The organism is Nicoliella spurrieriana, assembly GCF_023380205.1.
Classification (GTDB): Bacteria; Bacillota; Bacilli; order Lactobacillales; family Lactobacillaceae; genus Nicoliella; species Nicoliella spurrieriana.
Window position 1 is genome coordinate 1615534 of sequence record NZ_CP093361.1, and the last position, 21149, is coordinate 1636682.

The 21149-nt window shown below is 42.4% G+C and carries 24 protein-coding genes; 2 read left to right on the top strand and 22 right to left on the bottom strand.

Going from position 1 to position 21149, the window contains the following annotated elements; translation table 11 throughout:
* Window positions 1-240 precede the first annotated feature (240 nt).
* The 20 genes from MOO44_RS08195 to MOO44_RS08290 form a co-directional block, all read right to left on the bottom strand.
* Complete coding sequence (locus MOO44_RS08195) at window positions 241-1374, bottom strand: FtsW/RodA/SpoVE family cell cycle protein (RefSeq protein ID WP_260117336.1); 1134 nt, start codon at window positions 1372-1374, stop codon at window positions 241-243.
* A gap of 105 nt (window positions 1375-1479) precedes the next feature.
* Entirely contained in the window at window positions 1480-1701 is a 222-nt protein-coding gene (locus MOO44_RS08200) for a DUF2969 domain-containing protein (RefSeq protein WP_260116632.1), read from the bottom strand.
* A 40-nt stretch (window positions 1702-1741) separates the two neighbouring features.
* Window positions 1742-2017 (bottom strand): membrane protein insertion efficiency factor YidD, encoded by a 276-nt coding sequence (gene yidD / locus MOO44_RS08205; protein WP_260116633.1) that lies wholly within the window; start codon window positions 2015-2017, stop codon window positions 1742-1744.
* Between the two features lie 24 nt (window positions 2018-2041).
* Window positions 2042-3037 (bottom strand): rod shape-determining protein, encoded by a 996-nt coding sequence (gene mreB, locus MOO44_RS08210; RefSeq protein ID WP_260116634.1) that lies wholly within the window; start codon window positions 3035-3037, stop codon window positions 2042-2044.
* A gap of 113 nt (window positions 3038-3150) precedes the next feature.
* A complete protein-coding gene (gene murA / locus MOO44_RS08215) occupies window positions 3151-4464 on the bottom strand; it encodes a UDP-N-acetylglucosamine 1-carboxyvinyltransferase (RefSeq protein ID WP_260116635.1) in 1314 nt (437 codons plus the stop codon).
* Between the two features lie 14 nt (window positions 4465-4478).
* A complete protein-coding gene (locus MOO44_RS08220; protein WP_341482922.1) occupies window positions 4479-4688 on the bottom strand; it encodes a DUF1146 family protein in 210 nt (69 codons plus the stop codon).
* A gap of 161 nt (window positions 4689-4849) precedes the next feature.
* Window positions 4850-5272 (bottom strand): F0F1 ATP synthase subunit epsilon, encoded by a 423-nt coding sequence (locus MOO44_RS08225; protein WP_260116636.1) that lies wholly within the window; start codon window positions 5270-5272, stop codon window positions 4850-4852.
* Window positions 5273-5284: 12 nt separating this feature from the next.
* Window positions 5285-6700: a F0F1 ATP synthase subunit beta gene (atpD, locus tag MOO44_RS08230; protein WP_260116637.1), complete on the bottom strand. Its 1416-nt coding sequence runs from the start codon at window positions 6698-6700 to the stop codon at window positions 5285-5287.
* Window positions 6701-6721: 21 nt separating this feature from the next.
* On the bottom strand, window positions 6722-7612 hold the full coding sequence (locus MOO44_RS08235; protein ID WP_260116638.1) for a F0F1 ATP synthase subunit gamma: 891 nt from the start codon (window positions 7610-7612) through the stop codon (window positions 6722-6724).
* A gap of 20 nt (window positions 7613-7632) precedes the next feature.
* Window positions 7633-9168, bottom strand: coding sequence for a F0F1 ATP synthase subunit alpha (atpA, locus tag MOO44_RS08240; protein ID WP_260116639.1), 1536 nt, complete (start codon window positions 9166-9168; stop codon window positions 7633-7635).
* Between the two features lie 31 nt (window positions 9169-9199).
* Window positions 9200-9745: an ATP synthase F1 subunit delta gene (gene atpH, locus MOO44_RS08245; protein ID WP_260116640.1), complete on the bottom strand. Its 546-nt coding sequence runs from the start codon at window positions 9743-9745 to the stop codon at window positions 9200-9202.
* Window positions 9732-10250: a F0F1 ATP synthase subunit B gene (gene atpF, locus MOO44_RS08250; protein WP_260116641.1), complete on the bottom strand. Its 519-nt coding sequence runs from the start codon at window positions 10248-10250 to the stop codon at window positions 9732-9734. The genes atpH and atpF overlap by 14 nt, the downstream gene beginning before the upstream one ends.
* A gap of 45 nt (window positions 10251-10295) precedes the next feature.
* Window positions 10296-10508, bottom strand: coding sequence for a F0F1 ATP synthase subunit C (gene atpE, locus MOO44_RS08255; protein WP_219282633.1), 213 nt, complete (start codon window positions 10506-10508; stop codon window positions 10296-10298).
* Between the two features lie 37 nt (window positions 10509-10545).
* Window positions 10546-11262 carry a F0F1 ATP synthase subunit A gene (atpB, locus tag MOO44_RS08260; protein WP_260116642.1) on the bottom strand — a complete coding sequence of 239 codons (717 nt, stop codon included), beginning with the start codon at window positions 11260-11262 and terminating at the stop codon, window positions 10546-10548.
* 231 nt (window positions 11263-11493) lie between these two features.
* Entirely contained in the window at window positions 11494-12126 is a 633-nt protein-coding gene (upp, locus tag MOO44_RS08265; protein ID WP_260116643.1) for a uracil phosphoribosyltransferase, read from the bottom strand.
* A 22-nt stretch (window positions 12127-12148) separates the two neighbouring features.
* Window positions 12149-13393: a serine hydroxymethyltransferase gene (gene glyA / locus MOO44_RS08270; RefSeq protein ID WP_260116644.1), complete on the bottom strand. Its 1245-nt coding sequence runs from the start codon at window positions 13391-13393 to the stop codon at window positions 12149-12151.
* 52 nt (window positions 13394-13445) lie between these two features.
* Window positions 13446-14468: an L-threonylcarbamoyladenylate synthase gene (locus MOO44_RS08275; RefSeq protein ID WP_260116645.1), complete on the bottom strand. Its 1023-nt coding sequence runs from the start codon at window positions 14466-14468 to the stop codon at window positions 13446-13448.
* A gap of 13 nt (window positions 14469-14481) precedes the next feature.
* Window positions 14482-15324, bottom strand: coding sequence for a peptide chain release factor N(5)-glutamine methyltransferase (gene prmC, locus MOO44_RS08280; protein WP_260116646.1), 843 nt, complete (start codon window positions 15322-15324; stop codon window positions 14482-14484).
* On the bottom strand, window positions 15317-16411 hold the full coding sequence (prfA, locus tag MOO44_RS08285; RefSeq protein ID WP_260117338.1) for a peptide chain release factor 1: 1095 nt from the start codon (window positions 16409-16411) through the stop codon (window positions 15317-15319). Before prfA ends, prmC begins: the two co-directional genes overlap by 8 nt.
* Before the next feature lie 19 nt (window positions 16412-16430).
* Window positions 16431-17009, bottom strand: a complete 579-nt coding sequence (locus tag MOO44_RS08290; protein WP_260116647.1) for a thymidine kinase — start codon at window positions 17007-17009, stop codon at window positions 16431-16433.
* Window positions 17010-17183: 174 nt separating this feature from the next.
* Here MOO44_RS08290 and MOO44_RS08295 point away from each other — a divergent pair, with 174 nt between their 5' ends.
* Entirely contained in the window at window positions 17184-18539 is a 1356-nt protein-coding gene (locus tag MOO44_RS08295; protein ID WP_260116648.1) for a Mur ligase family protein, read from the top strand.
* A complete protein-coding gene (locus MOO44_RS08300; RefSeq protein ID WP_260116649.1) occupies window positions 18539-19246 on the top strand; it encodes a type 1 glutamine amidotransferase in 708 nt (235 codons plus the stop codon). The genes MOO44_RS08295 and MOO44_RS08300 overlap by 1 nt, the downstream gene beginning before the upstream one ends.
* A gap of 38 nt (window positions 19247-19284) precedes the next feature.
* Here the strand turns inward: MOO44_RS08300 and MOO44_RS08305 are convergent, their stop codons facing one another.
* Together MOO44_RS08305 and MOO44_RS08310 are read right to left on the bottom strand one after the other, a co-directional pair.
* Entirely contained in the window at window positions 19285-20277 is a 993-nt protein-coding gene (locus MOO44_RS08305) for a serine hydrolase domain-containing protein (RefSeq protein WP_260116650.1), read from the bottom strand.
* Window positions 20278-20288: 11 nt separating this feature from the next.
* Window positions 20289-21143: a VOC family protein gene (locus MOO44_RS08310; RefSeq protein ID WP_260116651.1), complete on the bottom strand. Its 855-nt coding sequence runs from the start codon at window positions 21141-21143 to the stop codon at window positions 20289-20291.
* Window positions 21144-21149 lie beyond the last annotated feature (6 nt).

Here is a 21149-nt window from a genome sequence, read left to right on the forward strand (position 1 = left end):
ATTCCCCACCATCTCAAAATGATGGGCTTAACAAGTAATTTTACTTAACGAGATAATGGTCGTCACCCATCATTGGCTTATCAAACGACTCACCAATCAGCCGATTCATAAAGACCATCTTCAATGACCGTAGCACTTTCTTCCATCAACCGAAAGCTTTCTGGTAGTCCACTAATCATTTACTCATCTTCATGCGATTAATACTTAGTATACAAATTAATTAAATTAATGTCAACTCGCCTAGGAGAAGTTCTTCGGCCGCCGGCTAAACATGTAGCTCCGGTTATGATATTGCATCGACATGATCAATCCAATTCCCATCATATTTCCAATCAAAGAAGAGCCCCCCTGACTGATAAACGGAAGTGGAATCCCAGTCAGTGGTAGTAATCCAATGCTCATCCCAATGTTTTCAAACACGTGGAATAAAATCATCATGATGACCCCGGTCGAGATATAGGCATAAAAAACGTTACGAGTGTCAAAAGTGACCCGAATCATTTGATAAATCAAAAGGAAGTAAATAAAAATTAAAATACAACCCCCGATAAAACCAAAGTTTTCGCCGATTACGGAGAAAATCATATCGGATTCACGGACCGGCACGTAAACCTTAGAAACGTTAAACCCAGTTCCAGTAATCCCACCGGAACCGACCGCCTTAATACTTTGCCACAGTTGGTATCCCTGATTCGTGGTGTCAGCAGATGGATTCAACCAACTATCGATCCGTTGAAACTGGTAGAGCTGAAACCCTAAGTGCGTCAAAATATTTCGGCCGGGCGTGGAGGTCACTAACCACAGGGTGACTGCCCCGACCAATGCCCCAGCCCCGAAGATGGGGCCGAGGACCTTCCAACTCATTTCGGAAACCACCATAAACCCAACAAAAATGGCAACGAACACTAAAATGGTCCCAAAGTCATTTTGTAACTTCATTAGAACCACGATTGGCAGTGTCCATAAAATCATCCGCCAGAGTAGCAGTAAATCATTTTTCGGGGTATGAACATACTTATCATTATGTTCAACGGTCACCTTTGCCAGCATTAAAATATACGCTGGCTTCATTACTTCTGACGGTTGAAAGGTAAACGGTCCGATTGCAAACCAGTTCTTTGCCCCAGTCTGAACCGCATACGCACGACTATAAAAGAAGAGCACTAAGACTAACAATGCAATCCCGAACCAATACGCCAGTGGCGCTAATCGCCAAAGCTGTTCCGAGTCAAATTGCATAATAATTACCACGGCAACGGCACCAATTACATACCATAAAATTTGTGGAATCAATTTACTAACTACGCTTGCGGAATTAGTATCATGTGATACTGCGACGTAAATGGAAGCAATCCCAATTACAGCTAATAGCATCACGCTAAAGATAATTCCCCAATCAATTCGATTGTCCTTATCGTTCTTACTACGCTCATTAACATTAGTTCGATCCAATGAAAAAACCTCCTCATCAGTTAATGATTAGTGGTGCAAATTGTACTCACTAATTAACATTTGAATCCCTTCATCGACTGTTTTCACTGGAAATGTTTTCTTGTGACGATAATCAGCAACCATCCCAGATTCCTTGGTCGTAATCTCACCAATTAGTTCTGATCCAATCTTAAGGGTTTGAACCACTTCACCCTTTGAATTCTTTTTTTCATCTAAATTAACGTCAATATTTTGTTTCTTTTTACTCATTTTTTCCTCCTAAAAGAAAAGTAGTCGGATCATAGAGCGACTACTTTAGATTCATTGAACGGCGGTATTCATCGCGCGCGCGTTTATTCCTAAAAATTGTAAAATGATTGGGAACCGGATCATAGCCACCCTTAACCAGTGGATTGCAGCGAATAATTCTAGCAATCCCCATGATGGCACCCTTGAGGGCTCCGTGTTCCTTAATTGCGGTAATCGTATATGCAGAGCATGTGGGTGAATAACGACAACTAGGCGGTAACAATGGAGAAATCGCCCGCTGGTATCCCCGGACGAACTGAATTAATAACCAGCGCAACCAATCACCTACTCCTTAATCAAATTATTTATTATCAGTTTTATCAATATGTTCCAGTAATGCACCGGCACCACGAGCAACGTTATCCAATGGATTTTCAGAGATCATAACGGGAACCGTTAATTCATCAGAAATGCGTTGGTCGATCTTATTAAGCAGTGCCCCACCACCAGTAAGCATTACTCCACGGTCAACGATGTCAGAAGCTAATTCTGGTGGAATCACTTCTAAGACTTCCTTTGCTCCGCGCACAATGGTTTCAACCGCATCTTCAAGTGCATCACAAATTTCATTACTGTCAACGGTAATCGAACGTGGCATTCCAGTGAGTGAATCACGACCCCGGACTTCCTTAGTCTTGACCTGGTCTGGCTCGTCCTTAACCGCCGTTCCAATTTCGATCTTAATTTTTTCTGAAGTATGATCACCGATAATTAACCCATGCTTGTTTTTAATGTAAGCCGCGATCATATTATTCATCTTGTCTCCAGCAACCCGAATGGAATTACTAGCAACGATGTCACCGAGTGAGATCACTGCGATATCACTAGTTCCACCACCCATATCAATTACCATGTTTCCAAATGGTTGGAAAATATCCATTCCGGCACCGATTGCGGCCACCTTAGGTTCTTCTTCAAGATAAACCTTGCCACCACCGGACTTTTCAGCAGCTTGAATAATGGCCTTCCGTTCAATATTAGTAATGTTAGTCGGCGCACAGATCATAATCTTGGGTTTGGACATTACCCCTTTGACGTTCAACTTATCAATAAAGTAAGAAAGCATCTTTTCAGTCACGTCGAAGTCAGAAATGACCCCGTCCTTTAGTGGCCGAATGGCGCGAATGTTACTGGGTGTCCGGCCCACCATCCGATATGCTTCGCTTCCTACTGATAATACTTTTTCTGTTTTTACATCCACAGCAACTACTGCGGGTTCATTTAGCACAATTCCCTTACCAACGACGTAAATTAGTACGTTAGCAGTTCCTAAATCAATGCCGATGTCTTTTGCCATCTTGCAATTTCCTCCTGAAAAAAACTTTTAATGCAACTAATTAATTATATCATAATTTTAAATTGTTACCCATAAAAAAAGGAGTTCTAAAGAACTCCTTTAAGAATAAAAATTTACTTGAATTCCTTCGTATTTTGTTTAAGAACGATTTTACCATCCTCACTGGTATGAATCCGGTTAATTTGCGCTCCTAATGCAGCCAATTTTTCATGGAAATCATAGTAACCACGGTCTAAATACTGTAAATGACCAATGGTGGTAATGCCCTTAGCAACTAACCCTGCGATCACTAATGCAGCTCCCGCTCTTAAATCGGTCGCAGCAACTTCAGCGCCGTTAAAGTCAGTCGGACCCTGCATTACTACGGTCCGCCCATTAATCGTAAAGTGGGCATTCATCCGACATAACTCTTCCAAGTGCATAAACCGATTTTCAAACACCGTTTCGGTCATCGTACTCGTCCCGTTCGCCAGTAGTTGTAAGATGGTCATTTGGGGTTGCATATCAGTCGGAAAACCTGGATATGGCAAGGTCTTAACATCAGTGGGCTTTAATTGATCGGGGCCAATTACTTCGATGCCTGAGTCGCGTTCAATTACCTTAACACCCATTTCACGCATTTTAGCAATCAAGGGCTTGTTATGTTCAGCAATCGCATCTCGTACCAACACATCACCGTGGGTCGCAGCAGCGGCCACCATAAAGGTTCCCGCTTCAATTCGGTCCTGAACAACCGTATGGATTGCACCGTGTAATTCAGGAACCCCTTCAATCTTGATCGTTTCGGTCCCTGCACCGCTAACCTTAGCCCCCATTAGATTCAAGAGGATTTCGAGGTCAACAATTTCGGGTTCCCGGGCTACGTTGCGAATCGTAGTCTTGCCCTTCGCAAGGGTCGCAGCCATCATGATGTTTTGGGTCGCACCCACACTTGGGAAGTCTAAGTAGATATCACTACCCACTAAGCCGTTTTCAGCAAAGGCTTCTACGTATCCATCATGTTGTTCGATGGTGGCCCCTAATTTTTCAAACCCCTTCAGGTGTAAATCAATGGGTCTAGACCCGATTGCACACCCACCAGGCAACGCAATTTTGGCATGGCCAATCCGTGCCAATAGTGGCCCCATCACAACGATGGATGCCCGCATCTTTGAAACATATTCAAATGGTGCCTCAGAAGAAATCTTTCCAGAAGCATCTAATATAATTTGGTTTTTAGCTTTATTAAAATCAATTTTAATATTTAAAAAACGAAGAACTTCATTCATCGTATAAACGTCTGATAACAATGGTACGTTATCTAGGGTTACTCTATCTTTACTAGCCAGAATTGAAGCCGCTAATAAGGGCAAAACTGCATTTTTGGCACCCTCAATATGTACTTCACCGACTAATCGATTGCCACCCTGTACAACAATCTTATCCAAAACAACCAAACCCCCTAAAACAATTTAGTAAAGGTCGACAATCCCAAGATCGAATTAATAATATCGATAAAAAAGGAACTACAGATGAATCCCACTACAACGGATAACATCACGATCATTACCTTTGCTTGGGGTTCGTGCATTCGGAGATAACGCTCAATATGCAGATCTTGAATCCACCAAAAAGCGATCGAAATGAAAAATAGATGACAAATCATCGTCATTAGTGAAACAATCCAACCGGAATGCACTATAATCCCAACCTTCCTTATTTGATACTATATCACATTTTAATATAAATATCTTTCATATTCCTTAATTGTAACATATCAAAAAAAGAGACTGCAAAAGTTATTAACTTTTACAATCTCTTTTATTCAATCAATTAATGACGAGCAACGTGAATCCGGTTAACTGCCCGTTGTAAAGCAATTTGACCACGGGTAATTGCCACGTTATCATGCTTACTTTGTGCAGCCTGGATTTTTTGTTGAGCCCGTTGACGTGCCCGTTCAGCACGTTCAACATCAATATCGCCTTGCTTTTCAGCACTATCGGCAATAATGGTTAAAACGTTATCGGAGAATTCAACGAAACCACCGTTAACGGCAATTTCATCTTCTTTACCATTATCGTACTTAACTCTAGCTTCATCGACTTCTAAGGAAGCGATAACTGGAAGGTGATCACGCATGATCCCAAGTTCACCGGTCTTGGTCTTAACGATCACGAGGTGGGCCTGGTCATTTTGATATACCATTCCATCAGGAGTAACGATACTAATGGTTAATACTGAATTATCAGCCAATTAGAACCCCCCTTAGTTGTTAGCGTTTGCCTTCATCTTTTTAGCATTTTCTTCCACGTCTTCAATTGGTCCACAGTTTCTAAATGCATCTTCTGGGATGTCATCGTACTTACCATCTAAGATGGCCTTGAAACTGTCAACGGTCTTTTCAACGGGAACGTACTTACCAGGAAGTCCAGTAAATTGTTCAGCAACACTAAAGCTTTGTGATAAGAAGAATTGAATCCGACGAGCACGGTTAACGATCGTCTTTTCTTCATCTGACAATTCATCCATCCCTAAAATTGAGATAATGTCTTGTAGTTCACGGTATCTTTGAAGCACTTGTTGAACTTCATTAGCAACTTCATAGTGCTTTTGACCAATAATAGCAGGGTCAAGGGCAGAAGAAGTAGATGCGAGTGGATCCACGGCTGGATAAATCCCTTGTTGAGTTAAGGAACGAGTCAAGTTAGTAGTGGCATCCAAGTGAGCGAAAGTAGTTGCTGGAGCAGGGTCGGTATAATCATCGGCAGGAACGTAAACCGCTTGGATGGATGTGATGGCACCCTTCTTAGTGGAAGTAATCCGTTCTTGCAATTGACCCATTTCAGTAGCTAACGTTGGTTGGTAACCAACGGCTGATGGAATCCGTCCTAACAGGGCTGAAACTTCCATTCCGGCTTGGGTAAATCTGAAGATGTTATCAATGAACAATAGCACATCAGAACCCTTAGCATCACGGAAGTATTCAGCAATGGTCAAACCAGTCAAGGCAACCCGCATCCGGGCACCAGGCGGCTCGTTCATTTGTCCATACACCATGGCAGTTTGCTTAAGAACACCGGAACCCTTCATTTCGAAGTACATATCGTTACCTTCACGAGTCCGTTCACCAACACCGGTGAACACAGAAATTCCGTTATGTCCTTGAGCAATGTTATGGATTAATTCTTGAATTAAAACAGTTTTACCAACACCGGCACCACCGAATAGTCCAACCTTACCACCACGAATATATGGTGCTAATAGGTCAATAACCTTAATTCCGGTTTCAAGCACTTCGGTTGAAGTACTTAGTTCGTCGTATGCTGGAGCGTCTCTATGAATTGGCCAGCGTTCTGCATCTGGACCAAATTGAGGGCCGTTATCGATTGTATCACCGAGAACGTTAAAGACCCGACCTAAAGTATCGTCACCAACCGGTACTGAAATTGGGGCTTCGGTATCTTCGACATCCATCCCACGACGTAAACCATCGGTTCCGTCCATGGCAATGGTCCGAACAACACCGTTACCTAATTCCAACATTACTTCGGTAACTAAATCTTCTTCATCATTACCCCTCTTAACCTTAAGAGCAGTATTGATATCAGGTAATTTAACATCCGCAGGGAATTCAACGTCAATAACTGGTCCGATTACTTGGATAATTTTTCCAGTACTCATTATTCGTTAATTCCTCCCATATTAATGCTTCAAGGCTTCCTGACCACCTGTAATTTCAGTAATTTCAGTGGTAATTGCAGCCTGACGAGCTCGATTATATTGCAATTCTAACTTCCCAATTAAATCCTCCGCATTATCGGATGCGGCACTCATTGCAGTTGAACTAGAAGCATGTTCTGAGGTCTTTGCATCTAGGATTGCTCCAAAGATCAAGCCTTCGGTGTATTGCGGAATCACAACCCGCAATACGGAACCTTCATCTGGTTCAACATCGTAAGTGGGACCAATTTCAGATGCTTGCACATCGCCACTCTTCCCGGTATTAATTGTTTCATCATCCAATGGCAACATTTTTTCAGCCCGAAAGTTTGATGTCATTCGATTAACGAAGTGACTGTAGCAAACATAAAGTTCGCTAAAGACACCATCATTATACATCGATGTTACCGTATCAACAATTTCTTTAACTTCTCTAAAAGTTGGGATATCAGAAACACCACGATATTCATAAGCAACGTTTGCACCACGTTTCTTATAAAAATCAGCACCATTTCCACCAACTGTTAATAGTAGATAATCATCTTTGTTAGGGGTGTGTTCTTGAATAAATTCATTCGTCCCCCGAATAACATTACTATTATAACTTCCAACCATTCCACGATCAGACGTAATCACTAAATAGGCAGTCTTTCCTTTGGAATTGGACTTGCTTGAGGAATTAAAGTTATCTAATAAATGAGTCTTAGCTAAATGCAATACAACCGCCTTAACCCGTGATACATATTGTTCATAATTAACCGCATGCTTTTGGATTTGGGTCAACTTTGCAGTTTGAACCATTTCCATTGCAGAGGTAATTTGATGGGTCTTTTGAGTTGATTGAATGCGATGTTTAACATCATTCAAAGACATTGTTTCACCATCCCTTCAAGCTAGTTAGTTTGTTTTTGGTCATCTTGTGATTGACTTGGTTGGAAATTAGCAGCAAATTCTTTAACAGCACTACTAAATTTATCTTCATCTGGTAAGTTACCAGTCTTAACAATACTGTCAAGGATATCCTGATGGTTAGACTTGAAGAATGAAATTACTTCTTCTTGGTAACGTTGGATATCACCTAAGTCAATCTTATCCAAGAATCCACGAGTTAAACAGAAAAGAACAAGCACTTGTTGTTCAACTGGCATTGGATCATGGAGTGGTTGCTTAAGTACTTCAACGGTTCTAGCACCACGATTCAACTTAGCTTGGGTTGCTTCATCAAGGTCAGAACCAAATTGAGCAAATGATTCCAATTCACGGTATGAGGCAAGATCCAAACGGAGGGTCCCACCAACCTTCTTCATTGCCTTGATTTGAGCATCCCCACCAACCCGGGAAACAGAAGTTCCGGCATCGATGGCTGGACGAATTCCAGAGTAGAATGAATCGGCGTTCAAGAAGATTTGTCCATCAGTAATCGAAATTACGTTGGTTGGAATGTATGCTGAAACGTCCCCTGCTTGGGTTTCAACGATTGGAAGTCCGGTAATTGAACCGCCACCTAACTTATCGTTTAACTTAGCACACCGTTCTAGTAACCGGGAGTGGGTGTAGAAGATATCACCAGGATAAGCTTCACGACCAGGAGGACGACGCAAGATAAGTGAAAGTTCACGGTATGCATTGGCTTGCTTAGTAAGATCATCGTAGATAATCAAAACATGCTTACCCTTGTTCATGAAGTATTCACCCATTGCAGTCCCAGCATAAGGAGCAATGTAAAGCAATGGAGCTGGTTCTGATGGACCAGCGGAAACTACGATCGTGTAGTCCATTGCACCGAATTTTTCAAGTGTGTTAACTTGACTCCGGACAGTCGAGTCCTTTTGACCAATTGCAACGTAGATACAGATCATATCTTGATCCTTTTGGTTCAAGATCGTATCAATTGCGATTGAAGTTTTACCAGTCTTACGGTCACCGATGATTAACTCACGTTGACCCCGACCAATTGGAACTAACGCATCAATGGCCTTAATCCCAGTTTGTAATGGTTCTTCAACACTTTGCCGGTCCATGATTCCAGGAGCCTTTCGTTCGATTGGTAACGTTCCATCATTTTTAATGTCACCCTTACCATCGATTGGTTGTCCAAGTGAATTTACAACCCGTCCAACCAATGAATCTCCAACTGGAACTTCCATGATCCGGCCGGTTCTCTTAACAGTATCGCCTTCACGAATACCATCGAAATCTCCTAAAACAACGATACCAACATCATTGCTTTCGAGGTTTTGAACCATTCCATATACACCATCTGAGAATTCAAGTAATTCACCAGATAATGCATTATTTAGGCCGTGAGCACGAGCAATCCCGTCACCAACGTAGGTAACGACACCAGTTTCTTCAACTGAGAGCTCGTCCTTGTATCCGGCTAATTGTTGCTTAATTAAAGCACTAATTTCCTCAGCCTTAATGCTCATAAAAGTTTTCACCTCTTCGATTAGATATCGTCTACTTTAATAGGAGTTGTTTGACGCGATTAAGCTTAGACTTAACGCTCCCATCAAAAGTTACATCAGATGATTTAATAATTAAACCACCAATAATACTTGGATCGACCTTGCTGTTCAAAACTACTTTATCGGCCCCAATGCGTTTTGCAAAGGCGTCTTTCAATTTAGATTGTTGATCAGTATCAAGTGCGACCGCGCTGATTAAATCAGCGTTGACAATGTGGTTATAGTCATCGTAGATGGCTTGAAACGCATCGATGACCGGAACCATTTTGTCCATGTTGTCGCTTCCTGCTAGGACCTTAATTAAATTTTGAATGTACTTTGAACTAGCACTATCAATCATTGACTTAACTAACTTATCCTTATCAGCTTCTGGGAAACTAACGTTGCTTAATACTGAAGCTAAACTAGGGTTAGCGTCAAAAACAGCCTTAATGGACTGTAAATCTGCATACCCGGAATCTAGTTCATTATCAGCCTTTAGTAAGTCGAATAACGCTTGTGCGTAACGTTTTGAAAATGTAATTTTATCTAGACTCATTTTGCTTCCCCAACCCTTCGATGTAAGAATCAATTAGCGCCTTCTGGTCGTTTGCGTTTAATTCTTTTTGAATGATCTTAGAAGCGATTTCAATAGATAAATTTGCCACATCATTTTTGGTATTTGCTAATGCATCCTGACGTTCTTGTTCAATACTCTTGTGAGCATTGTCCTTAATGGTTTGAGCATCATTTTGCGCATCAGCAACGATTTGTTCTTGTTGCTTTTGTCCGGATTGCTTAGCATTAGTAATGATTGTACTTGCCTCATCATGTGACTTAGCTAATTCAGCCTGACGTTGCTTTGCCAAACTGTCAGCTTCTTGGTTCTTTTGCTTAGCAGAATCGATATCGCTAACGATTTGCTTCGTCCGCTCGTTCAACATTTTGTTGATTGGCTTCCAAGCAAAGACCTTAATCAAGAACATTAGGACTAAGAACAAGATTAAGTAGTAAAGCATCGTTCCATAAGCTAATTCGGCTCCGAATACCAACTGTGAAAGCATCTATTGACACCTCCTTACGTCAATGTAATGTTTGTAATTTTGTAATTACTTGTTCATAAGAATGAAACCAACAACGACAGCTAAGATAGGCATAGCTTCAACTAAACCAACACCAATGAACATGTTAGTAAATAACTTACCTTGCATTTCTGGTTGACGAACCATTCCTTCTAGTAACTTAGAAGCAACGATACCATCACCGATACCACCACCGATGGCAGCACCTGCTAAAGCAATACCAGCTCCGATTAATCCCATAACTATAGTCCTCCTTGTTTATATACAAATTAAAATGTTATTCAGCAGATATCTTTCCATTAATATATACTGAAGTTAAGGTTACAAATACATAGGCTTGGATCGCACCTAAGAAAATTGAGAATGCCTGCCAGATCAACTCAACAGGAGCTAATCCGATCATGGTGACGATTCCATCAGAAAACGCCAATCCACCGACAAGTTTCAACAGAATTTCACCGGCATAAATAACCCCGAATAAACGAAGTCCTAAGGTTAGGAAATTCGAAAATTCTTCAAATAATGCGAGTGGGAGCCAGAATACAAATGGTTCTAAGTACGTATTCTTAAAATAACCCCCGAACCCAAGCTTCTTAACACCTGCGTAGTGAGATAGCGCAATTGTAAACAATGCTAACGTCATCGTGAACATCGGATCCGCGGTCGGACTTTTAATGTACGTGATGCCGTTGACATCTACTTGAAGCATTAAACCTAACTGATTTGATACAAAAATTAAGACAAATAAAACAAATCCATATAGTTTAAAGCTAGCAGCATCATTGTCGCTCATTGACCCCCGCGTAGTCGTATTAGAAAAATCGATAATCGACTCTAATACTGCTTGTTTCTTACTGGTGGGTCTAACTTGCAAATTACGGGACAACCAAACTACAACCAGTAATACGACTAACGCAGCAAAGGTAGCTGCAACCATATTACCGATATTAAATGTTAATCCACCAAGGTGGAAAGTTGAAATTTTATCATTCAAGAATTTCACCTCTTTTCATGTAACCTATCCAACCATGATACACCTAATACAGTTTGAATGTAATAAGTATATTAAGATTATTTAATTAAAAGTGAATTTGTATTTATCTCAATAAATACACTCAAAATATTACCACTAAATTAAAATTATTTCAAAACAAAGCTAGCTTTTTGTTAATCTTCTTTACAATCAATTCAAATTAAAAAGACACCCAAATAGGCGTCTTTTTAATTATTTCGTTCCAAATAAACGGTCCCCTGCATCACCAAGCCCTGGGAAAATGTACCCATCTTCAAGGTGATCATCAAGGGCTGCCGCAATAATGTCCACGTCTGGATGGGCAGCTTGAAGAGCCTTAACTCCCTCTGGAGCGGCCACTAAACAAATAAATTTGATGTTTTTAGGATTAGCACCGCGCTTCTTGATCGCATCGATCGCCATAATGGCCGAACCCCCGGTAGCAAGCATTGGATCTACCATGAAAATTTGCCGTTGATCAATGTCTGAAGGCAACTTAACGAAGTATTCATGGGGTTCAAACGTCTCTTCATCACGAAACATTCCGATGTGGCCCACCTTAGCAGCCGGAATTAAATCCAACATTCCATCGACCATGCCGAGACCGGCCCTTAGGATCGGAACAACGGCTAATTTTTTACCAGCCAGTTGTTTGGAAGTGGTCTTTCCCATCGGGGTTTCAATCGTTACGTCCTCAACGGGAAGCTCACGAGCAGCTTCAAAGGCTAAAAGCCGTGCAATCTCATTTACCACTTCGCGGAACTCACGGGTGCCACAGTCCTTATTCCTAATAATCGTTAATTTATGTTGAATCAGTGGATGATTCATCACTTCAAGTTTACCCATTATAATATAAATCTCCTTTAGCTTACCATTTGATTGGGTGAGCGTCAGTCAATCCTTGAACTCCAGCACGGACATCCTTCATTACTTGGTCATCATCATGGCCATTAATTACATCCATGATTAATTCAGCAACCCGGGTAGCGTCTGCTTCCTTAAAGCCACGCGTCGTAATTGCGGGTGTTCCAATTCTAATCCCACTGGTTTCGGTTGGCTTACGCTTATCATTTGGAATCATTTCTTTATTGGTAGTAATCATAACTGATTCTAACATTTCTTGAAGTTCACGACCAGAAATATCGGTCTTGCTTAAATCAAGGTTTAACAAGTGGTTATCGGTTCCACCAGAAACAACGCTTACGTTATCGGAATCATTGAATACCTTTGCCATTGCCTTAGCATTCTTTATGATTTGTTCACAGTAAGTTTTAAATTCTGGTTGTAAATCTTCGAAGAAGGTTTCAGCTTTAGCAGCAATCACGTGTTCAAGTGGGCCCCCCTGGGTTCCAGGGAAGACAGCTGAGTTAATCTTTTTAGCATACTTTTCTTGAGATAGAATCAAACCACCACGAGGGCCGCGGAGGGTCTTATGGGTCGTCGTAGTTACTACATCGGCAATGCCCACTGGACTTGGGTGTAACCCAGTAGCAACTAGGCCGGCAATGTGGGCCATATCAACCATTAAGTATGCACCAACGGCATCGGCAATTTCTCTAAACTTAGTCCAGTCAATCGTGCGGCTGTAAGCAGAAGCCCCAGCAACGATCATCTTAGGTTGAACTTCCTTTGCAACCTGCAAAATAGCATCGTAATCCAATTCTTCATTATTAGGATCTAAGCCATATGTGAAGGTATCATAAACCTTACCAGAGAAGTTGAATTTCGCACCATGGCTCAAGTGACCACCAGCATTTAAGTCCATCCCTAAAATGCGGTCACCAGGCTTTAAAAATGCTGCATATGCTGCTTGGTTAGCTTGTGAACCAGAATGAGGTTGCACATTAGCAAATTCCGCACCAAAGAGCTTTTTAGCACGGTCGATTGCTAGTTGTTCAACGACATCGATGTATTCACAACCACCATAATAACGCTTTCCAGGAAGTCCTTCTGCGTATTTATTAGTAAGGACCGTTCCCTGTGCTGCCATTACTGCATCTGAAGTAATGTTTTCAGAAGCGATTAATTCGATATTATCTTGTTGTCGGTCGCATTCATTGTCAATTGCTGCCCATAATTCTGGATCTGATGCACGATAATCGTATTTAATCATTATTAAAACCCCTCAATGTTTGATATTCAAGAAACGACGCGTCTAAAACCAGTTATTTTTTTATCTCAAAATGCATTTGACCAGCTGATTTATTCAACCGATTCATATATGCTTCGCCTAATCCATCGGGATTAAAGCCCTCCGTTAAAATCAATTGAACTTCCGGCTCATCGTCAAAATGACGTAATCCCTTAAACAACAGATGGCTTGCCGACTTTACATCACTACCCAAGCTGAACAACTCCACATTGGCAGGCCATTTGGCGCTATCCATGACTGCATCGGTGGTCATTACCCCCACCTTAGTAGGTTGTTCAGCCGCCCACTGACTAGCTTTACGCCAGTCAGCATCATGGTCGACGATGTAGACTTGAGCATTCGGTGCGTAGTGCTTATACTTCATTCCGGGTGCTTTGGGGGCCTCATTTCCAGAAACGCTATGCTTTTCATCAATCACAGTCCCAAGCACGCTCCGTAATTGATCAGCAGTAACGCCACCAGGCCGTAATACCGCCGGAACGGCAGTCGACATGTCTAATACGGTGGATTCCACTCCAATCTCAGTCGGTCCATCATCTAACACGCCGGCAATCTTACCATTTAAATCGTGATAAACATGCTCTGCAGTCGTCGGACTAGGCTTCCCAGAAGTATTTGCAGAGGGGCCCACTAGCGGCACCCCAGCTGCTTTGATCAAATCGATGGTAACTTGATTCTTTGGATTTCTAAATGCAGCAGTGGTCAATCCACCAGTGACCGCCTTTGAAAGACTGCCAGGTTTTAATTTAAAGATAATGGTTAAAGGTCCGGGCCAAAACGTTTGAATCAATTGCTTCGCAGCATCCGAAAGTGGTTCGGCGTATTTTTCAACCGCCTGAATTCCAGAAACGTGAACAATCAATGGGTTATCGCTTGGCCGGCCCTTTGCCGCATAAACCTTTTTTACAGCGGTTTCATTAGTCGCATCCGCACCCAGACCATAAACGGTCTCAGTCGGAAATGCCACTAATTCACCGTGCTTAATATCCTCAGCAGCTGATTTAACATCAGTTGGCTGATAAATGTGAGTTTCCAACTCCAAATCCCTCCTAATATTTAATTCTAATCATTCGTTGATTTCCATTAATATCTCTTCGGGTCTCAATTTTAGCATCGGGGACTGCCCGTTCAAAAATGGCAACGACGGCTTGCTCCTGATGAAAACCAATTTCCAAAAAAATTTCGCCATGCGGCTTGGCGACGGATCTAAAATGATCAGCAATCCCTTGATAAAGCGCAAGACCGTTATTTTTAGCAAATAAAGCTAAGTGTGGCTCAAAATTAATAACGCTCTCATCCATATATTTTAACTCATTTTCCGAAATATAGGGAGGGTTACTAACGATTAAATCATATTTTTTATGAAAAAATGAAGAAAATAGGTCGCTTTGCACCCATTTTATTGGTAAATCACGAACGTTAGCGTTATATTTTGCTACCTTCAGCGCCGCAGCTGAAATATCTGAACCACTAACCCGCCAATTGAGCCGTTGGGACTGCAAAGCAATCGCAATCGCCCCGCTCCCCGTTCCAACATCTAAGACCGAAAGCGATTGTTGAGCATGGGTTTCTAAAATCCAATCCACCAATTCCTCGGTTTCAGGCCGGGGAATCAATACGTCCGAATTGACGGTCAGCCGCTGCCCGTAAAAATCAGCCGTTCCAATAATGTATTGAGGGGGTTGCCCAGCTAAATATTGCTTAATATCTTTTTGGTATTGCGTTAGCTGTTCCGCTGGCATTAAATCACGGTAATGCAATAATAACTGGGTATCAGTCCAATTCAGCCGTTGGGTCAATAAATAATTTGCAACCGTTGAATCCAGTCCATGCTCCTGAATACACAAAGAAGCCCGTTTCTGGGCTTCAAAATAAGTGATTGGATTAGCCATTGTTTAGTTGCTCCAACTTTTGGGCTTGATCAGAAATAATTAATGCATCGATGATTTCTTCCAGGTCACCATTCATGATCTTATCCAATTTATTCAGGGTTAAACCAATGCGATGGTCGGTTACCCGGTTTTGGGGGTAATTGTAAGTTCTAATCCGTTCAGAACGATCACCAGTTCCGACCGCATTCTTTCTTTGGGCGTCGTAGGCTGCGGTTTCTTTTTGTTGGTAATAATCGTAAACCCGGGCCCGCAAAATTTGCATGGCCTTGGCCCGGTTTTGTTGTTGTGAACGTTGGTCTTGCATCGTCACTACGATTCCAGTCGGTAAGTGGGTCATCCGAACCGCAGATGACGTTTTATTAATGTGTTGTCCACCGGCACCGGAAGAACGATAAACATCCACTCGAATGTCCTTTGGATCGATATCAATGTCCACATCTTCCGCTTCGGGCATTACCCCCACCGTTGCGGTCGAGGTGTGGATCCGGCCGGCTGATTCAGTCGTTGGAATTCGTTGAACCCGATGGGCACCATTTTCATACTTCAACTTAGAGTAAACCTTACTTCCGGTGATCATCAGGGTAATTTCCTTAAAACCACCGACTTCGGTATCACTTTTATCTACGACTTCGATGTTCCAACCCTGCTTTTCAGCGTATTTGGAGTACATGCTAAATAAATCAGCCGCAAATAGGCTCCCTTCGTCTCCCCCAGCAGCCCCGTGAATTTCCATAATGATATTTTTATCATCATTTGGATCCTTAGGTAACAGCATGATTTTGATCTTTTCTTCAATCTCTTCATCCTGCTTGGTGAGGTCACTTAATTCTTCCTTCACCATTGCGGTCATGTCATCATCAAGTTTTTCTTCTAGCATGGCCTTATCTTCATCAATGGCATCGGTAATTTTTTTGTATTGATTATAAGCTGCCACCAGGTCACGCAAGCTCCCCTCTTCCTTAGAAAGCTTCATAAACCTTGGGGTATCAGCAATCACTTCTGGATCACTGATCAATTCATTCAATTCATCGTATCTATCAACTGCGGCTTGCAGTTTATCAAAAATTTTCTCAAAATCGCTACTCATTGGCATTGAGCCTCACTTTCTATATTTGATCTAACGGTGGATTAAAGTAGTGGCGCCGACATACTGGATAGTATGATTCGTTACCGCCCACTTGAATCTGTTCGCCTTCATAGACCGGATGGTGGTCTTGAAACCGCAGTGGCATCGTCGCTTTGCGGTCACAGAACCAACACACCGTCTTCATTTCTTCAATCTTATCAGCAAAGATCAACAGTGCTTCAGAACCTTCGAATAGGTGGTTTTGAAAGTCGTTCTTTAGGCCGAACGCCATGACCGGAATCCCTAATTCATCAACGATTCTAGCCAATTCCAATACGTGATGCCGTTGCAAAAACTGGGCCTCGTCCACTAACACACAATGGGCATTTGCATTGGTTTGTTGAACGTATTCAAAAACGTTAGTCTCGTTCATGATCGGAACGGCCTTGCGTTTCAGTCCGATCCTGGATGCGACCATCCCAAAACCATCACGAGTGTCTAAACCACTCGTCATAATTATGACGGATTTACCTTCTTCTTCATAATTATGGGCCACCTTGATAATTTCAATTGTCTTACCACTATTCATTGCACCATAGCGGAAATAAAGCTGGGCCATCTTAATAAATCCCTCTCTCATAAATAAAGTACTATTTTATTATAGCTGATTTAAGCCCTAATTTCGATAGCTATGTATTGTTGATTTTACGTAAAATCGGTTTCTTTTTAATCGGTTCCGGGCTAAAATATGTTAAAATTATCACTTGATAAAATCAATTGGAGGATGGCGCACATGTCATTAAGAAGTCAAATTGCTACGTTAGTTGGAAAGTCTTCGTACTGGTTTTTACACACCTTTTTAAAGGGTGGTAGCTCGTTGCCAGGCAAGCTGACCACTAAGATTGACCCCGAAGTCTTAAAATCAATGGGGCAAAATTATGATGTCATCATTATTACTGGAACGAACGGAAAAACACTCACAACTGCTTTAACGGTCCAGGCCCTGCGTCAAAAATACGCAGATGTTTTGACCAATCCATCTGGATCAAACATGGAACAGGGAATCGTGACCACTTTTTTGCGGGCACCCAAGGCTAAGCATCAAAAACCGATTGCGGTATTAGAAGTGGATGAGGCTAATGTCATCAAGGTCACTAAGTACATTAAGCCCAAGGCAATGGTCTTTACTAACATCTTTCGGGACCAAATGGATCGGTATGGTGAAATCTACACCACTTACCGTAAGATTTTAGATGGTGCCAAGTTAGCCCCCGATGCGACCATCATTACCAATGGTGACGCCCCCATCTTTAATTCTGATGACCTCCCTAACAAGCGGTTATTCTATGGCTTTAACAACCATCCCGAACTTGCTAATCATGATATGAAAGCAAAGCCCAACACCGACGGAGTGCTCTGTCCACGATGCGAAAACATCCTGCACTACCATTCCATTACGTACAGTAACCTGGGTGACTACTTCTGTCCCCACTGTGGCTACCAACGGCCCCACCTTGACTTTGCGCTAGACCAAATTACCGAGTTACTCCCTACTTCATCGAAGTTCGATATCGAAGGGGAGCCCTTCCAAATCGATATTGGTGGGGTCTATAACATCTATAACGCCCTAGCTGCTTACTCGGTAGGCCGGATCATGGGAGTCAAACCAGCTGAAATTGCAGCAGCCTTCCATAGTAATGAACACATTTTTGGACGCCAAGAAGTGATTCACGTTGGTGATAAGGAGGTCACGTTGATCCTGGTCAAAAACCCAGTCGGATTGAATCAAGTGATCGACATGCTTTCAACCGACAAGGACCCCTTCTCGTTCATCGGGCTATTAAATGCTAACTACGCCGATGGAATCGATACCAGCTGGATCTGGGACGGTGACTTTGAACGCCTGCCTAAAATGAACATTCCAAAATTAATTACCGGTGGTGAGCGCTATAAGGACATCACCTTCAGACTCAAAATTGCGGGGGTTCCAGATGCAATCCACGAAGTCCAACCCAACCTTGAAAAAATCGTTGCGGAAATTCCTAAGCTGCCCACAAAAAAGGTTTATATTTTAGCCACCTACACTGCAATGCTGCAAATTCGGAATGATTTTGCAGCCAAGGGTTACATTAAAAGGGGGATTGAATAATGGCACAATATGAATTAAGAATTGCCCATCTATATGGTGATTTAATGAATACCTATGGCGATTACGGTAACATCCTAGCACTCAAATACTACGGCCAACAAATGGGCGTGCAAGTGGACTCCGCTGTCGTTAGTTTAGACACTGATTTTAAGGCTGCGGACTATGACTTAGCAGTTTTTGGTGGTGGCCAGGATTTTGAACAATCAATCGTTTCTAAGGACCTTCAAAAAAAGAAAGCCGAATTAATTAAGTTCATCGAAGCCGGCAAACCAATGGTCGCCATTTGTGGTGGCTTTCAAATGTTAGGTAATTACTACATCGATGCTAACGGTGATAAGATGCCCGGAATTGGGGCTTTGAACCACCACACCGAGCAACAACACGATAACCGGTTTATCGGAAATATTTCGATTAAAAACGGTGATAATGGCGATACCTACAAGGGATTTGAAAACCACCAAGGGGTAACATTTTTGGGAGCAGGTGAAAAGCCATTGGGTCAAATCATCAGCGGCTATGGTAACAACGGTCAGGATCACACCGAGGGTGCAATTTACAAAAACGTTTACTGCACCTACTTCCATGGCCCCATCCTAGCTCGCAATGGCCAACTAGCTAAGCGCATGCTGTTGACCGCCCTGCACAATAAATATCCAGAACAAGACTTTAGTAAACAGGCTGCCCTTAAGGTGCCAGAATCATATTAAAATCAAAATGCCACCGTTCATCATGACGGCGGCATTTTTTAGTTCTCAGTTAAAAAGGTATCAATAATTTGATTACGACGTGGAATAAACGCCTCGTTCGGTGCAGCGGGGTGGATCCGATTCGTTAGTAAAATGAGCGCGTGGTGAACGACGGGGTCAATCACAATCGCAGTTCCGGTATAACCGGTTTGCCAGATAAATGGATGCTTGAGGTGGTCGAACGCCCACCCATACGAACGTCCTAGTTCACCGTTAGCAGTATGATCATGATATAAGTCGTTAACGGTGTGGCGACTTAGTATTCGACCGGTCGGATGCAACATTTCATCGGTAAATTTAATTAAATCACTGATGGTGGAAAATAACCCGGCTGATCCACATTGACTCCCTAACACCCGGGCTTTGGGGTCATCAACAATCCCCTGTAACACCGTCCCATTTGCCAACCGAACGGTCGGTACACAATCACTTTGCCGCGGTGTAAACGTGGAATGGTTCATCATCAACGGTTGAAAGACCCGCTGTACCGCTAGTTGCTGAATTGGTTGCCCCAAAATCCGTTCAGCAATCCATCCCAAAAAGATGAAATTCACGTCAGCATACACCATTTTATGGTTTAAATCGGGGCCCACGTGTAGTTGGTGCACTAGTGCAGCCGTTAATTCAGCGTGGTTCAAAGCATCCCGATGCGGAATATATCCCGTAATCCCAGAAGTGTGGGTCAATAAGTTGCTGACTCGCACCGCTGGAAATTGCCACTCCGGCAAGTATTGACTAATCGAGTCATCTAACCCTAATCGATCCTCTTCAATTAGCTGTAAAATCACCGGCAGCGTAGCAACGACCTTCGTCAGAGAAGCTACATCGTACGTTAACCCCTTTGTTAACGGCGTCACTTCCGGAACCCACTGCCGATTCCCAAAGATATCATCACGCCACTGTTGGCCATCGTAGAACGCATATGCTGCTCCTGGAACGATGTGCTCGGTTATTAATTTATGAATTAAATGAACGGTCCGCTTAAATTCCATCAACGCCACCCCTACCAGACTGAAAAAGTTAGGTTAATTTGATCCGGATCATTAATGAAGAGCAGGTGATCGATTTCATCGTAATGAATTTCGTCATTATCCGCAAACTGATGGTAAAGATCGTCAACATCCTTGCTGCGAATCATCTTAAAACTAATGTAGTCGACCCCTAACCCCTCGTAGTTATGGGTAACTAACCCTGATTGTTCAGTCAAGACTACCTGTTGTGAATGGTCGTTAGGTAGGACCAGCGTTTTGGTATCCGTCCGGTCGGTGGGTAAAATTTCCATCCCCAACAAATCATGGTAAAAGGCCAATGACTTGGCGACATCACGCACCGTTAATTCAATCCAAGTCAGCTTGGCTGCTTCAGGAATGTGCTTCAAGCGGGTCTCTTCCTCGCGCAAAAACCGGTTAATGGTAATTACACCATCTTCATCATGGCGCCATTGAATGGAATGGTCATCAACTAACGTCTCCCCATTAATCTCTGCATACAGAACAATTTGATTCCCCTCTGGGTCAAGGAGTTCGATCCATTCAAAATTATGGTTATACTTAACGTTAGTTAGCTTGACCCCCAGGTTCTTAACGTGTAGTAGCAACTGCTTTAAGCTTTTATTCGTGGGAAACTTAAAGGCAAAGCGCTTTACATTCGCAGCGCCGGTCTCTTCCAATGGAGTCTCAATCTTTCTTAAGGTCAATGATACTTCATGTTCGCTAGTCCCTAAATAAGAGATGTTTTCGGTCCGCTTCACGGAGGTCATCCCAACAATCTGGGTATAAAAATCAATCATCGAATCCAAATCTTTTACCCGTAGTGCTAGCAACTTGATTTTAGAGCCTGCTGGCAATTGATATTTCATTATGTA